The 12325-nt window shown below is 59.8% G+C and carries 9 protein-coding genes and 2 tRNA genes; 6 read left to right on the forward strand and 5 right to left on the reverse strand.

The features are described 5' to 3' along the window. Positions 1–72 precede the first annotated feature (72 nt). Both ACTHXA_RS01570 and ACTHXA_RS01575 read left to right on the forward strand, forming a co-directional pair. The gene (locus ACTHXA_RS01570; protein ID WP_441668663.1) at positions 73–639 is read left to right on the forward strand and encodes a hypothetical protein; all 567 of its coding nucleotides are present in this window, start codon (positions 73–75) and stop codon (positions 637–639) included. Between the two features lie 388 nt (positions 640–1027). Further along, positions 1028–2710 (forward strand): recombinase family protein, encoded by a 1683-nt coding sequence (locus ACTHXA_RS01575; protein ID WP_441668665.1) that lies wholly within the window; start codon positions 1028–1030, stop codon positions 2708–2710. Here the strand turns inward: ACTHXA_RS01575 and ACTHXA_RS01580 are convergent. Beyond that, positions 2703–2778: transfer RNA gene (locus tag ACTHXA_RS01580), tRNA-His, on the reverse strand. The genes ACTHXA_RS01575 and ACTHXA_RS01580 overlap by 8 nt on opposite strands. A 46-nt stretch (positions 2779–2824) precedes the next feature. Next, the gene (gene orn, locus ACTHXA_RS01585; protein ID WP_441668667.1) at positions 2825–3451 is read right to left on the reverse strand and encodes an oligoribonuclease; all 627 of its coding nucleotides are present in this window, start codon (positions 3449–3451) and stop codon (positions 2825–2827) included. A gap of 125 nt (positions 3452–3576) precedes the next feature. On the opposite strand from orn, the gene ACTHXA_RS01590 reads away from it, so the two are divergent. Both ACTHXA_RS01590 and nadE read left to right on the forward strand, forming a co-directional pair. Then, positions 3577–3652 (forward strand) — tRNA-Arg (locus tag ACTHXA_RS01590). A 46-nt stretch (positions 3653–3698) separates the two neighbouring features. Continuing rightward, positions 3699–4508 carry an ammonia-dependent NAD(+) synthetase gene (nadE, locus tag ACTHXA_RS01595; RefSeq protein ID WP_441668669.1) on the forward strand — a complete coding sequence of 270 codons (810 nt, stop codon included), beginning with the start codon at positions 3699–3701 and terminating at the stop codon, positions 4506–4508. Between the two features lie 44 nt (positions 4509–4552). Here nadE and ACTHXA_RS01600 read toward each other — a convergent pair whose 3' ends face one another. Continuing rightward, positions 4553–4822, reverse strand: coding sequence for a hypothetical protein (locus ACTHXA_RS01600; RefSeq protein ID WP_441668671.1), 270 nt, complete (start codon positions 4820–4822; stop codon positions 4553–4555). Between the two features lie 77 nt (positions 4823–4899). On the opposite strand from ACTHXA_RS01600, the gene msrA reads away from it, so the two are divergent. Next, the gene (gene msrA / locus ACTHXA_RS01605; RefSeq protein ID WP_441668673.1) at positions 4900–5424 is read left to right on the forward strand and encodes a peptide-methionine (S)-S-oxide reductase MsrA; all 525 of its coding nucleotides are present in this window, start codon (positions 4900–4902) and stop codon (positions 5422–5424) included. On the opposite strand, the gene ACTHXA_RS01610 is transcribed toward msrA, so the two are convergent. Both ACTHXA_RS01610 and gltB read right to left on the reverse strand, forming a co-directional pair. Beyond that, a complete protein-coding gene (locus ACTHXA_RS01610) occupies positions 5425–6885 on the reverse strand; it encodes a glutamate synthase subunit beta (protein WP_441668675.1) in 1461 nt (486 codons plus the stop codon). Beyond that, on the reverse strand, positions 6878–11446 hold the full coding sequence (gltB, locus tag ACTHXA_RS01615) for a glutamate synthase large subunit (RefSeq protein ID WP_441668677.1): 4569 nt from the start codon (positions 11444–11446) through the stop codon (positions 6878–6880). Before gltB ends, ACTHXA_RS01610 begins: the two co-directional genes overlap by 8 nt. 324 nt (positions 11447–11770) lie before the next feature. Between gltB and ACTHXA_RS01620 the strand changes: the two genes are divergently transcribed. Further along, a complete protein-coding gene (locus ACTHXA_RS01620; RefSeq protein WP_441668679.1) occupies positions 11771–12310 on the forward strand; it encodes a single-stranded DNA-binding protein in 540 nt (179 codons plus the stop codon). The last annotated feature ends 15 nt before the right edge of the window (positions 12311–12325 follow it).

Here is a 12325-nt window from a genome sequence, read left to right on the forward strand (position 1 = left end):
TTCGAATCCCCTCAGAAGCGGCCGAGCACTGATGCTCCGGCACTTGGTCGCTGAAGCAACGGGAGCGAAACCATGATTGAGAACAATCGCGCCGAAGAATCATTCGACGACATGCCTGAACCAAGTTTCGGACCAGAAGAGGCGACCGCGCCCCCGCGTCCGATCAACTGGAATCTGCTCACCTCGCATGACCTTGAACAGGAGTTGCTCGCGCTCAACCGATGGGTGAACTGGCTCAGAGTTGAATACGGACTTCCAGCATCCGAGATACCCCCGCTCTGGCATCGCCACCCGGAACTGCTCTGGGAGTTGTCAGCGCTGCACCTGCATTGGCTCAGTGCATATGACGCGGAGCAAGATGGCTCAGCACCGTTCGGCTGGCACCGCGACTTTGCTGATGCCCGCGGGCGGCTGCGCGACTGGGTCGCTGCAAGCGGCACTCGACGAGATCGAGATCGCCCCACCAGGCAGACGCCCTGGCCTGGCGAAGAGAACACTCAAGAAGTTGTAGAGCAGGTCATTCACGACCGCGAAGCCGACTTCGTTGACTTCGTGCTCGATCAGGTGCGTGCCCGCGAAGCAGCAGAGGATGCGTTCTACGCAAACATCGACTTCGAATCTGGCGAGGTGCGTGAGTAATGCCTCGACGATACGAGAGGAAGACCGACCGCCGTAGCAGGGAGGAGCGCAGGTACTCGGTGCGAGCTGAACACCGAGAGCAACCGGATACAGAGCTACTAGCAGAACTGCTCATTCGCTTCGCCCTCCAGGATGCGGGCGAAGCTCGCGCCGCTATTGCAGACCCGCGGAATGGCGCCCTGGCAGGGAACAGGCCCCGGGCGTAGAATGGAGTCGTCCGCTGTGGAAGTGGATGTTGTGGTTCTTAAACCCTTGCGCTTCGACGCTTGGCAAATTTACGTGGCCGTTCCGGCCTAGTCCTACAGCCTTTCGGCTCTTCTCACGATCAACATTCACAGTTGAACATTCCGCGGTGGGCATTCAGAACCACACATTGCGGAGAAGTGTCATGAAGAGCCAAAACCCCAGCCGCACCGCGGTCGATGATCTGGTGCGCCCCTCAGTGCCGTCCGGCGGCGCAGTCGCCGTCACCTACTTGCGCGTGTCTACGAAGGAGCAGGCAGAGAAGGGCGGCACGGATGAGGGGTACTCAATCCCTGCACAGCGTGAAGCGAACCGGCGCAAGGCCGAGCAGATCGGCGCGACGATCGTTGAGGAGTTCGTGGATGCTGGCGAGTCTGCACGTAAGGTAGACCGGCCCGAACTGATGCGGATGATTAAGTACGTGGCCGAGCATCAGGTCAACTACTGCATCGTGCACAAAGTCGACCGGCTCGCACGCAACCGAGCTGACGATGTCGCCATCCACCTCGCGCTTCGTGACGCGGGGGTCATGCTCGTTTCTGCGAGCGAGAACATCGACGAAACTCCGTCGGGCATGCTGCTGCACGGCATCATGTCGTCAATCGCTGAGTTCTATTCACGGAACCTCGCCACCGAGACCGTGAAGGGACTCACGCAAAAGGCTGCGCAAGGCGGTACCATCAACCGAGCACCGATCGGCTACGTCAACATTGGCGTGCGAGACGAGCGTGGCCGCGAGAACCGTACGGTGAAAGTCGATGAGGAGCGCGCTCGACACGTCAAGTGGGCCTTCCAGGTGTACGCCTCGGGCCGCTGGACGATGTCTCAGATTCATCGTGAACTCATCGCCCGCGGCCTCACGACGTTGCCGACGCCGAAGCGACCGTCGAAGCCGATCGCGATCTCGACGCTGCATCGGATTCTGTCGAACCCGTATTACAAGGGTGACGTCACGTTCAAAGGCGCTACCTACAAGGGCAGTCACGAACCGATCGTGCCGAAAGAGGTCTGGTACCAAGTGCAGGCTGTGCTCGACGCCCACAAGTCTGCGGCCGACGCGACCCAAGTGCATGACCACTACTTGAAGGGCACGGTGTACTGCGGCCAGTGCGGGGAGCGCCTGATCATCACGAACGCGAAGAACCGGCACGGCAACGTGTACCCATACTTCGTATGCTCGGGCAGGCATTCGGGGAAGACCGAGTGCACGAGGCAGGCGATGCTTATCGAAGACATTGAACGCTTAATCGAGATGTACTACGAAATGATCGAAGTGTCACCCGGCATGCGGCAAGACCTCGCCGGGAAGATTCACGCCGATTTCGACGCGCTCATGGCGAACGAAACCCAAGAGCTTTCGCGGCTCACGAGTGAGCGTGACCGGCTCGATGACGAGCGTATGAAACTGTTGCAGGCTCACTATGCGGGGGCGATTCCGCTCGATCTGTTAAAGCAGGAGCAGGATCGCATCGCGAACCAGATCGGTGACATTCAACACCGACTTGAATCTCACCACGACGAGTACGCGTCGGCCAGAGCGAACCTTGATGACTCGCTCGGGCTGCTCGCGAACATCGTGAAAGTGTACGAGCGTGCTGATGACGCGAATCGGCGACTGTGTAACCAGGCGTTCTTCCATCGCATCTTCATCGAAGAAGAAGGAGATGTGCGGGTCGGGTACGAACGACCGTTTGGCTCACTTCTGGATACTGAGGAGCAGATGAACGCTCTCAACTGGGCGACCGAAGCGAAGAAAAGAGGAGAGGCTCAAACCGGACAACGAGTGGAGACTCTTGTCGAGGGTTTGAACCTCTCCCATTTGGGGTGAGTAACGGGGCTTGAACCCGCGACCTCCTAGACCACAACCAGGCGCTCTACCAACTGAGCTATACCCACCACGATGAACCGCAGCTTGGCGATCCAACCATGCGATACTACCGCATTATTTAAGATTGGGTGCGAAGTCCTCGACCACGCGGGTCGAAAGTGACTTGAGGTCCTTAGTTTCTGGCCCCGGCTGCGGCACGCACATCGCTTCGCGGTAGTAGCGAAGCTCGCGAATTGACTCGAGGATGTCAGCGGTCGCGCGGTGTCCACCGTTCTTCTCAGGGGAGTTGAAATAGACCCGCGGATACCACCGCCGCGACAGTTCCTTGAATGTGGACACATCGATATTGCGGTAGTGCAGATACGCGTCGAGTGCTGGCATCTGTCGGTTGATGAACATCCGGTCGGTGCCGATCGTATTTCCTGCAAGCGGTGCTTGGCGCTCGGCAGGCACGAACTGCTTGATATATTCGATCACCTTCGCCTCAGCCTCAGCCATGGTGAGTCCCTGCGGGAGTTCTTCGATGAGACCCGAGGTGGTGTGCATATTCGTGACGAATTCATTCATATTGTCCAGCGCCGCTTGCGAGGGCTTAATCACCACGTCGAGGCCCTCATCGTCGAGAAGGTTGAGGTCGAAGTCGCTGACGAAAACCGCGATCTCGCAGATTTCATCCACTTCAACATTGAGACCCGTCATCTCGCAGTCGATCCAAACTAGGCGGTCTTGTGATGTGCTCATACCCTCAATCGTAGTGAGCCGACAAGGTGAGTCCGCTCCATCGAGGTGAACACTGGCGCTGTGGGCGGCGCGGCTCGACTGTTCATACGACCGCGTCGTCCTCTACTCTTATATTCTGTTGCCATGCCCCCGTAGCTCAATGGATAGAGCAACGGCCTTCTAATCCGTAGGTTACGCGTTCGAGTCGCGTCGGGGGCACCAATATTCCTCCAGGTCGCCGCCTACTCCGCATGAGAAAATAACGCCTATGGGTGACTTGCAACAGCAGATTATTGAGGCGCTCGGCGTGAAACCCGAGATCTCGCCAGCAGATGAAATTCGTGAACGTATCCAGTTCATGAAGGACTACCTCCGTGCCGCCGGTGCCAAGGGCTTCGTTCTCGGAATCTCCGGTGGCCAAGATTCATCACTGGGTGGGCGCCTGGCACAGCTCGCCTGCGAAGAGCTTCGAGAAGAGGGCTACGAGGCTTCCTTCGTTGCGGTTCGCTTGCCATACGGAGTGCAACGAGACGAAGCGGATGCGCAAACTGCACTCGAGTTCATCGCTGCCGACCGGGTCGTGAATTTCGACATCAAGCCTGCCACTACCGGCCTTGATGAGGGTGTGGACGTGCGCTTCAGCGACTACAACCGGGGCAATGTCAAAGCACGAATGCGAATGGTCGCGCAATATGCGCTCGCTGGCGAAGAAGGCCTGATGGTAATCGGCACCGACCACGCTGCCGAAGCAGTCACCGGATTCTTCACCAAGTTCGGCGATGGCGCCTGCGACCTCACCCCGCTCGCCGGTCTCAATAAGGGGCAGGGACGCCAACTGCTCGAAGTGCTCGGCGCGCCGGAGCAGCTTTACCTCAAAGTCCCAACGGCTGACCTTCTCGACGACGTTCCGGGCCGACCGGATGAGGTTGAGCTTGGCGTCAGCTATGCGGAAATCGACACCTACCTCACCGGTGGGCAAGTGAGCGAAAAAGCCGCGTCGGTCATCGAAGGCCACTACCGCCGCAGCCAACACAAGCGTGAATTGCCCGTAGGTCCAGCTGACACTTGGTGGCGCTGATCGGCACTCCTGGCTGATCGCTCATACCCGGAGTCGCGGCCGAGCTACATCCATTTCAGCGCGGCGATTGCCTCCTCTGAAGTATCGAAGGTACCGAGCGTGACGAACCGGCGACGGTCAGCGGTCATCCGAGAAATTGCCCAAGTCTCAGTCGCACGAGCCGCGTCGCCCTCGCCCGGCCGACGTTCGAGATAACCGACGATGGCGCCGGTGGGTTGCGCGATTCGCCAGCGAAGGTCCGTCAGCCGGGTGAAGCGAAATCCGAATCGTTCGAAGTTGAGGTCGGCGGTGCGGGGGAGAAGCGTGGTGGTCATGAGGTACTCCTTTCGAGGCTGATTGCTTGCTTGGAACAGTAAGCCCGGCCTCCGACATGAGGATTACGATGAAGAGCATGACGACTTCATTTGTTCTTGCTGGCGGCTGTTTCTGGTGTTTGGATGCTGCCTATCGAAATGTCCGCGGGGTCAGCGATGTCGTATCCGGCTACACCGGTGGCGAGGTCGAGAATCCGAACTACGAGCTTGTGTGCACGGGGCGAACCGGTCACGCGGAAGCAGTTCGCGTGGACTTTGACGAAGAACAGGTTCCGGCCGATGTGATCCTGGATATGTTCTTCACCATGCATGACCCACGCCAACTCAACCGCCAGGGTAACGATGTCGGGACGCAGTACCGCTCGGCAATGTTCCCGGCCGATGAGGACCAGCGAGAGCTTTTTGCAACAGCACTTCAGCGCGCAGACGAGAACTGGGGCGGCGGAACCGTCACCACAATGGAACCCCTCGGCCAGTTCTACGTTGCCGAAGAAGCCCACCAGGATTTCTTCGCCAAGAACCCCACGCAGGGATACTGCCTCGCGGTTGCGGTGCCGAAAGTGAATAAGGTTCGCGCGGGATTCAAGGAATACGTGCTCTAGCTACAGTGAGATGGCCGCCGCGGACGCCGGCACAGGGGACGGCAACGAGGTGTCTCCCAGCAAGTACCGTTCCGCCGATGCTGCCGCGGCGCGACCTTCCGCGATCGCCCAGACGATGAGTGAGGCACCGCGACCGGCGTCGCCCGCCACGAATACACCGTCCACGTCGGTCGCATAGTCGTCACTGCGACTCACATTCCCACGCGAGGTGAACCCGACGCCGAGTTGCGAAGACAACGCAGCCTTTTCGGGCCCTTGGAACCCCATCGATAAGAGCACGAGATCCGCCGGAATCGTCTTTTCGGTACCGGCTTTAGGCACGCGCCTGCCGTCTTCGAGGAAGTCAGTGTCGGCAAACCGAAGCGCGCCAACCCTCCCAGTGTCGTCGCTGATGAACTCCACCGTCGAGGCCTCGAAGAGACGCTCGCCGCCTTCTTCATGCGAGGTCTGCACTTCAAAGACCCGGGGCGTCATCGGCCAAGGTTCACGTGGCGTGCGAAATTCCGGGAGCCGTTTGCCAATGGCGATATTGGTCACGGATGCGGCACCCTGGCGGTGGGCGGTGCCAATGCAGTCGGAACCGGTATCGCCACCTCCGATTACGACCACGTGCTTGCCCGCAGCCGTAATTTGCCCGGGGACCTCGTCGCCCGCTACGGCGTGATTCGACTGCACCAGGTATTCCATCGCCTGGTGCACACCGTCGAGCTCTCGACCCTTCACCGAGAGCTCGCGACCGATGGGTGCACCGGTCGCGACAATCACTGCGTCATATCGACGTCGAAGTTCCGGCCAAGTAATGTCCCGGCCGATCTCAATTCCGGCACGAAAACGGGTGCCTTCCTCACGCATTTGCTCGAGCCGGCGATCCAGCACCGCTCGCTCCATCTTGAAATCGGGGATCCCGTAGCGCAGCAACCCGCCGATACGGTCGTCTCGTTCAAACACGGCGACGGTGTGCCCCGCGCGAGTGAGCTGTTGTGCGGCCGCAAGGCCAGCCGGTCCCGACCCGACGACCGCCACGGTTTTGCCGGTGAGCCGCTGGGGCGGATGCGGTTCAATCCAGCCCTGAGCCACCGCTTCGTCAGCAATCGACTGTTCAATTCGTTTGATGGTCACTGCCGGCTGAGAAATCCCGAGCACGCAGGCCGACTCGCACGGAGCGGGGCACAGTCGCCCGGTAAACTCCGGAAAGTTATTGGTGGCGTGGAGCCGTTCCGAGGCGGTGCGCATGTCACCGCGATACACCAGATCGTTCCACTCGGGGATGATGTTGCCGAGCGGACATCCCTGGTGACAGAAGGCCACACCGCAGTCCATGCAGCGACTTGCCTGCGTGTGTAGCTGCTTTGGGTCCTGCTGCTCGTAGATTTCCTTGTAGTCCATGAGCCGCAGTGGCACGGGGCGGCGCGGTGGCAGCGCGCGTTCTCGTTCGTTGAGAAATCCTCTGGGGTCAGCCATGGGTAGCCTCCAAAATTTGAGTCCACGTCTCGTCACCATCCGGGTCGATCCCGGCGTCGACAGCGTGTTGACGGATATCGGTCACTTTCGCGTAATCGCGAGGAAGCACCTTCGTAAATTCGGTGCGCATGGCCTCGAAATTGTCGAGGATGCGCTGGCCCAGTTTCGAGCCGGTGTAATCGACGTGCTGCTGGATGAGATCGCGGAGTTCCGCGGCATCGGCATCCGAGACGGTCTCAAGGCGGAGCTCACCTGATGAGAGAGAGTCGGGATTGACGAGTTCTTCGCGCAATCGGTGGATATATGCGATGCCTCCCGACATCCCCGCACCGAGGTTTCGGCCCGTGGGACCGAGAATGATTGCCAGCCCACCTGTCATGTACTCGAGGGCATGGTCACCGACGCCTTCGACTACCGCGGTCGCACCCGAATTGCGGACGAGGAATCGCTCGCCGACGATGCCGCTCAGGAACATTGTGCCACTCGTGGCCCCGTAGCCAATGACATTCCCCGCAATGACGTTCTCTGACGCGTCAAACTTGGCCGACGCATCCGGTCGAAGCACGATTTGACCACCGGAGAGGCCTTTGCCGACATAGTCATTCGAATCCCCCTGCAGCCGAAGCGTGATGCCGGAGGGGAGGAACGCCCCGAGCGATTGACCGGCGGTGCCATTGAGCGTGATGTCGATTGTGTCGTGGGGGAGTCCGTGCTCGCCAGCGGCCACCGTGACGTGGTGACCGAGCATCGTGCCAACCGCGCGATCGGTGTTGTGCACCGGCAATTCGAGTTGGATGGATTCGCCACCGTGAATCGCCGCTTGCGTGCGTGCGATTAGGAGCTGGTCGAAGTGCTGCTCGAGTTCGTGGTCCTGGTCGCGAAGACGACGTCGGGGTGATTCGACAGAAAGCCCCGGCCCTTCGATTATTGGTGCGAGGTTCAACCCCATCGCTTTCCAATGGCGCTTGGCCGCATCCGTGTTGAGTAGGTCCTCTCGTCCGATCACCTCATCCAGCGTGCGGTAGCCGAGCTCGGCGAGATATTCGCGCACTTCCTGGGCAATGAATTCAAAGAAATTGACGACGTGCTCGACTTGTCCGGTAAACCGCGAGCGCAGTTCGGGGTTTTGTGTGGCAACACCCACGGGGCAGGTATCGAGATGGCAGACCCGCATCATTACGCAGCCCTCGACAACGAGTGCGGTCGTGGCAAAGCCATATTCTTCGGCGCCGAGCAGGGCACCGATGATCACATCACGGCCGGTCTTGAGCTGCCCATCCACTTGCACGGATACGCGATCGCGAAGCCCGTTGAGCCGCAGCGTCTGTTGTGTTTCGGCAAGTCCCAGTTCCCAGGGCGTACCGGCATGCTTGAGCGAGTTCACGGGGGAGGCTCCCGTGCCACCGTCATGACCGGACACAAGGATCACATCGGCAAGCGCCTTGGTGACGCCAGATGCAACCGCACCGATGCCGTTCTCGGAGACGAGTTTGACGTGGATGCGAGCGTTCGGATTCGCGCGCTTGAGGTCGAAGATGAGTTGTTTGAGGTCTTCAATGGAGTAAATGTCGTGGTGCGGCGGCGGTGAAATGAGGCCGACGCCAGCGGTCGCATGCCTGGTTTTCGCCACCCACGGATACACCTTCTGCGGCGGCAGCTGGCCACCCTCGCCAGGTTTCGCTCCCTGCGCAAGCTTGATCTGGATATCATCAGCGTGCGTGAGGTACATACTCGTCACCCCGAATCGGCCGGATGCGACCTGCTTGATCGCACTGCGACGTTCGGGGTCGAGCAACCGCTCGATATCCTCACCGCCTTCGCCCGTGTTCGACTTTGCACCGAGCCGGTTCATCGCAATCGCGAGCGTCTCGTGCGCCTCCTTGGAGATAGACCCGTAGCTCATCGCGCCGGTTGAAAACCGCTTCACAATCTCCGAAACTGGCTCCACCTCATCCACTGAGATGGGTGCTCGATCGCTCGCGAAGCGAAAGAGCCCGCGAAGCGTTGAGGTTTCTTCGGCCTGCGAATCAACGAGGTTCGTGTAGTCCTTGAAGAGGTCGTAGCGACGTTGTTTCGTGGCCTGCTGGAGACGGAAGATGGTGTCTGGATTGAACAGGTGCGTTGGTCCTTCGCGGCGCCACTGGTATTCTCCGCCGATCTCGAGCGGGCGGTGCGGCGGTTCGTCGCCATCCACGGGATAGGCCGCTTCGTGACGAGCTTGCGACTCCTGCGCAATGACATCGAGACCCACCCCGGAAATCTTGGATGGGGTGCCGGTGAAATACGAGTCGATCAACTCTGTTGCCAGCCCGACCGCTTCGAAGGTCTGCGCCCCCGAATAGCTCGCGATCACCGAGATCCCCATTTTTGACATGATCTTGAGCACACCCTTGCCGAGTGCCTTGAGCAGGTTGTGCGCCGCATCCTCGGGCGAGATACCTTCGATACGTCCCGAGCGGACCATGTCCTCAACCGACTCCATGGCGAGATAGGGGTTGACCGCACTCGCACCGTAGCCGAGGAGCACCGCGACGTGATGCACCTCGCGCACCTCGCCACTCTCAATGACGAGCCCCACTCGAAGACGTCGCTGCGTGCGAATGAGATGGTGATGTACTGCGCCGGTCATGAGCAGGGCAGGGATCGGGGCCCAATTTCGGTTCGAGTCGCGGTCTGAGAGCACAATGAATTTCGCACCATTGTCGATCGCTGCATCCGCTTCGGCACACAGGGCGTCGATGCGCTCGCGGAGCCCGGCAACGCCCTGATTGACGGGGTAGAGCCCGCTGAGCGTCACCGTTTCATCCCGCCCGGGACGTGACTCGAGGTGCTGCAGTTTCGCGAGCTCGTCATTATCGAGAACCGGAAACTCAACAATAATTTGACGCGCGTGTTCGGGACTAATGTGCAGCAAATTCTCCTGCGGCCCGATCGAGGTAATCAAGCTGGTTACGACTTCCTCGCGGATCGCGTCCAGCGGCGGATTCGTCACCTGCGCGAAATTCTGGGTGAAGTAGTCAAAGAGCAGCCGGGGGCGATTCGCGAGCACCGCGATCGGCGTGTCGGTGCCCATCGCGCCAAGCGGCTCGGCAGCAGTTCTCGCCATTGGCTCGAGCAGGATGCGCAGTTCCTCTTCGGTGTATCCGAAGGTGCGCTGGCGACGCACAACCGAAGAACCGGTGTGATTCACGTGTTCGCGTTCCGGGAGCTCCTCGAGGCGGATACGACCCTCGTCCAGCCAGTCACCCCAAGGTTGGAGCTCGGCAAGCTCCTGTTTGATTTCCGCATCCTCGATGATTCGGCCCACTTCGGTGTCGACCATGAACACGTGGCCCGGACGCAACCTGCCTTTTTGGATGACTCGAGCAGGGTCCGTTTCGAAGATGCCCGACTCCGATCCGACCACGACGATGCCGTCATCAGTGACCACGAATCGCCCTGGGCGCAGGCCATTGCGGTCAAGGGTCGCAACAAGGTGACGGCCATCACTGAATGCCATCGATGCCGGACCATCCCAAGGCTCCATCACCATGGAGTGATACTCGAAAAAGTCGCGCACCTCGGGCGACATATCCTCGCTGCGTTCCCACGCGGCCGGCACCATCATGTGCACCGCGTGTGCGAGCGATCGACCCGTCAGCGTCAGTAATTCCAATACCTCATCGAAACTGGCTGAATCGCTATTGCCTTCGGTGATGATGGGGAGGAGGTCTTGCACCTCGCCGAGATAGTGGCTTTCCAATTGCGATTCTCGGGCACGCATCCAGTTGCGATTGCCGCGAACGGTGTTGATTTCGCCATTGTGGGCCATCATTCGCATCGGCTGTGCAAGCGACCAGGAGGGGAATGTATTCGTGGAATACCGGGAGTGCACGATCGCGAGCGTGGATGCGAAGCGATGGTCCGAAAGGTCGGCGTAAAAGGGCTGCAGTTGCAGGGTCGTGACCATCCCCTTATAAGTGATGGTGCGTGAACTCAGCGAGCAGAAGTATGTGCCGACTTCGTGCTCGAGACGCTTGCGCAAGCGATACGCCTGTCGGTCGAGCGCGATGCCTTTGCGTGGGTTTCCGCGGTAGTTTTGCTGGTCCGAACGGATGAACAACTGCTCGATTGCAGGCATTGCCTGGCGCGAGAGCGGGCCGAGGTGCGTGCGGTTGACAGGGACTTCTCGCCAGCCGAGAACAATCAGCTCTTCCTCGGCACAGAGCTCCGCAATGCGCTGTTTCATCGTTTGCCGTTCCCGAGCATCGACGGGCAGGAACGCATTCCCAACTGCGTATCGCTCAGCTTCCGGCAACTCAAAATCCACCACCTCCCGGAAGAATTCGTGGGGGACCTGCGTGAGGATGCCAGCACCATCACCCGTGCCAGCATCAGAACCGACCGCACCGCGGTGTTCCATGTGGCGGAGTGCTTCGAGTGCGATCTCCACGACATCGTGGCTTGGGGCTCCCTGCATCGTGGCAACCGACGCGATGCCGCAGGAATCGCGTTCGTTTTCGGGATCGTAGAGCCCTTGGGCGGCAGGAATGCCATTGAATTGATGGCCTAAATTGCTCATAATGCTCCTGGCGGTTGCGGTAGGCCCACGGTGGTGGACCTTTAGCGTAAACCCTGTTGGCCCCATTGCAAAGTCACATTCGAGTAGCAATGTCCGCTACGTGATAGTTATCTGGGTTCATTTCTGCGCTCTGTTCGGCACTTTTTTGGCTGCTGCGTCTTGCGTGAGGCCTGTGGAGAACCGGGTATTCACAGGTGAGCGAAACCGCGCAGCAGAACGCCTCGCAATTCGCCACACTGACCTTGTGATCCGGCGGGCAACAAGCCACGCACGGTGCGGCCCGCCGGATCACCTCAATCGCTCGTTTAGGAACGGAGAACACTCATGACCGATTTCATTACGGTGACCGGCACCCTCGGCACCGACCCCGAACTCAAAGTTGTTGGTGACAAATTGAGCCGGACGACTTTTCGGATGGCGTGCAGCGAGCGTCGTCGAACCGAAGACGGCCAGCGCTGGGAAGACAGTCACACCAATTGGTACTCGGTGACCTGTTTTGGGCGACTCGCCGAAAACGTAAAGGGCTCGCTCGAGAAGGGGCAGCGTGTCATCGTCAGCGGCAAGCTGCGCATCCGTACCTATACGCGCGACGACAATTCGCAAGGCACCCAGGTGGAGATTATCGCGAACACCGCGGGGCACGACCTCGCATTTCAAGTAGCCATCGCCGCCAAGCGTGCGTCGGCGGAGCGCAATACTGCTGAGCAGGATGCGCCCGGTCCCGAATTTCCGACTCCGGATGGACCCGACTACATGGCGTCGGGAGCAGTTTCATTGACCGATCCATCGCACGCGAACGTCGCTGAGGACGAGAATCCGATGTTTGATGCCAAGACGGGAGAGGTGGTCGAGCCGGCGTTCTGATTTAGGAACTTCTCA

The organism is Gulosibacter sp. (genome assembly GCF_052090685.1).
GTDB lineage: Bacteria > Actinomycetota > Actinomycetes > Actinomycetales > Microbacteriaceae > Gulosibacter.

Coding starts and splice junctions, on each gene's coding strand:
- ACTHXA_RS01600 (WP_441668671.1), bottom strand. CDS start 4,822: ATGACCACCACGCTTCTCCCCCGCACCGCCGACCTCAACTTCGAACGA.
- gltB (WP_441668677.1), bottom strand. CDS start 11,446: ATGAGCAATTTAGGCCATCAATTCAATGGCATTCCTGCCGCCCAAGGG.
- msrA (WP_441668673.1), top strand. CDS start 4,900: ATGACGACTTCATTTGTTCTTGCTGGCGGCTGTTTCTGGTGTTTGGAT.
- ACTHXA_RS01570 (WP_441668663.1), top strand. CDS start 73: ATGATTGAGAACAATCGCGCCGAAGAATCATTCGACGACATGCCTGAA.
- ACTHXA_RS01620 (WP_441668679.1), top strand. CDS start 11,771: ATGACCGATTTCATTACGGTGACCGGCACCCTCGGCACCGACCCCGAA.
- ACTHXA_RS01575 (WP_441668665.1), top strand. CDS start 1,028: ATGAAGAGCCAAAACCCCAGCCGCACCGCGGTCGATGATCTGGTGCGC.
- ACTHXA_RS01610 (WP_441668675.1), bottom strand. CDS start 6,885: ATGGCTGACCCCAGAGGATTTCTCAACGAACGAGAACGCGCGCTGCCA.
- nadE (WP_441668669.1), top strand. CDS start 3,699: ATGGGTGACTTGCAACAGCAGATTATTGAGGCGCTCGGCGTGAAACCC.
- orn (WP_441668667.1), bottom strand. CDS start 3,451: ATGAGCACATCACAAGACCGCCTAGTTTGGATCGACTGCGAGATGACG.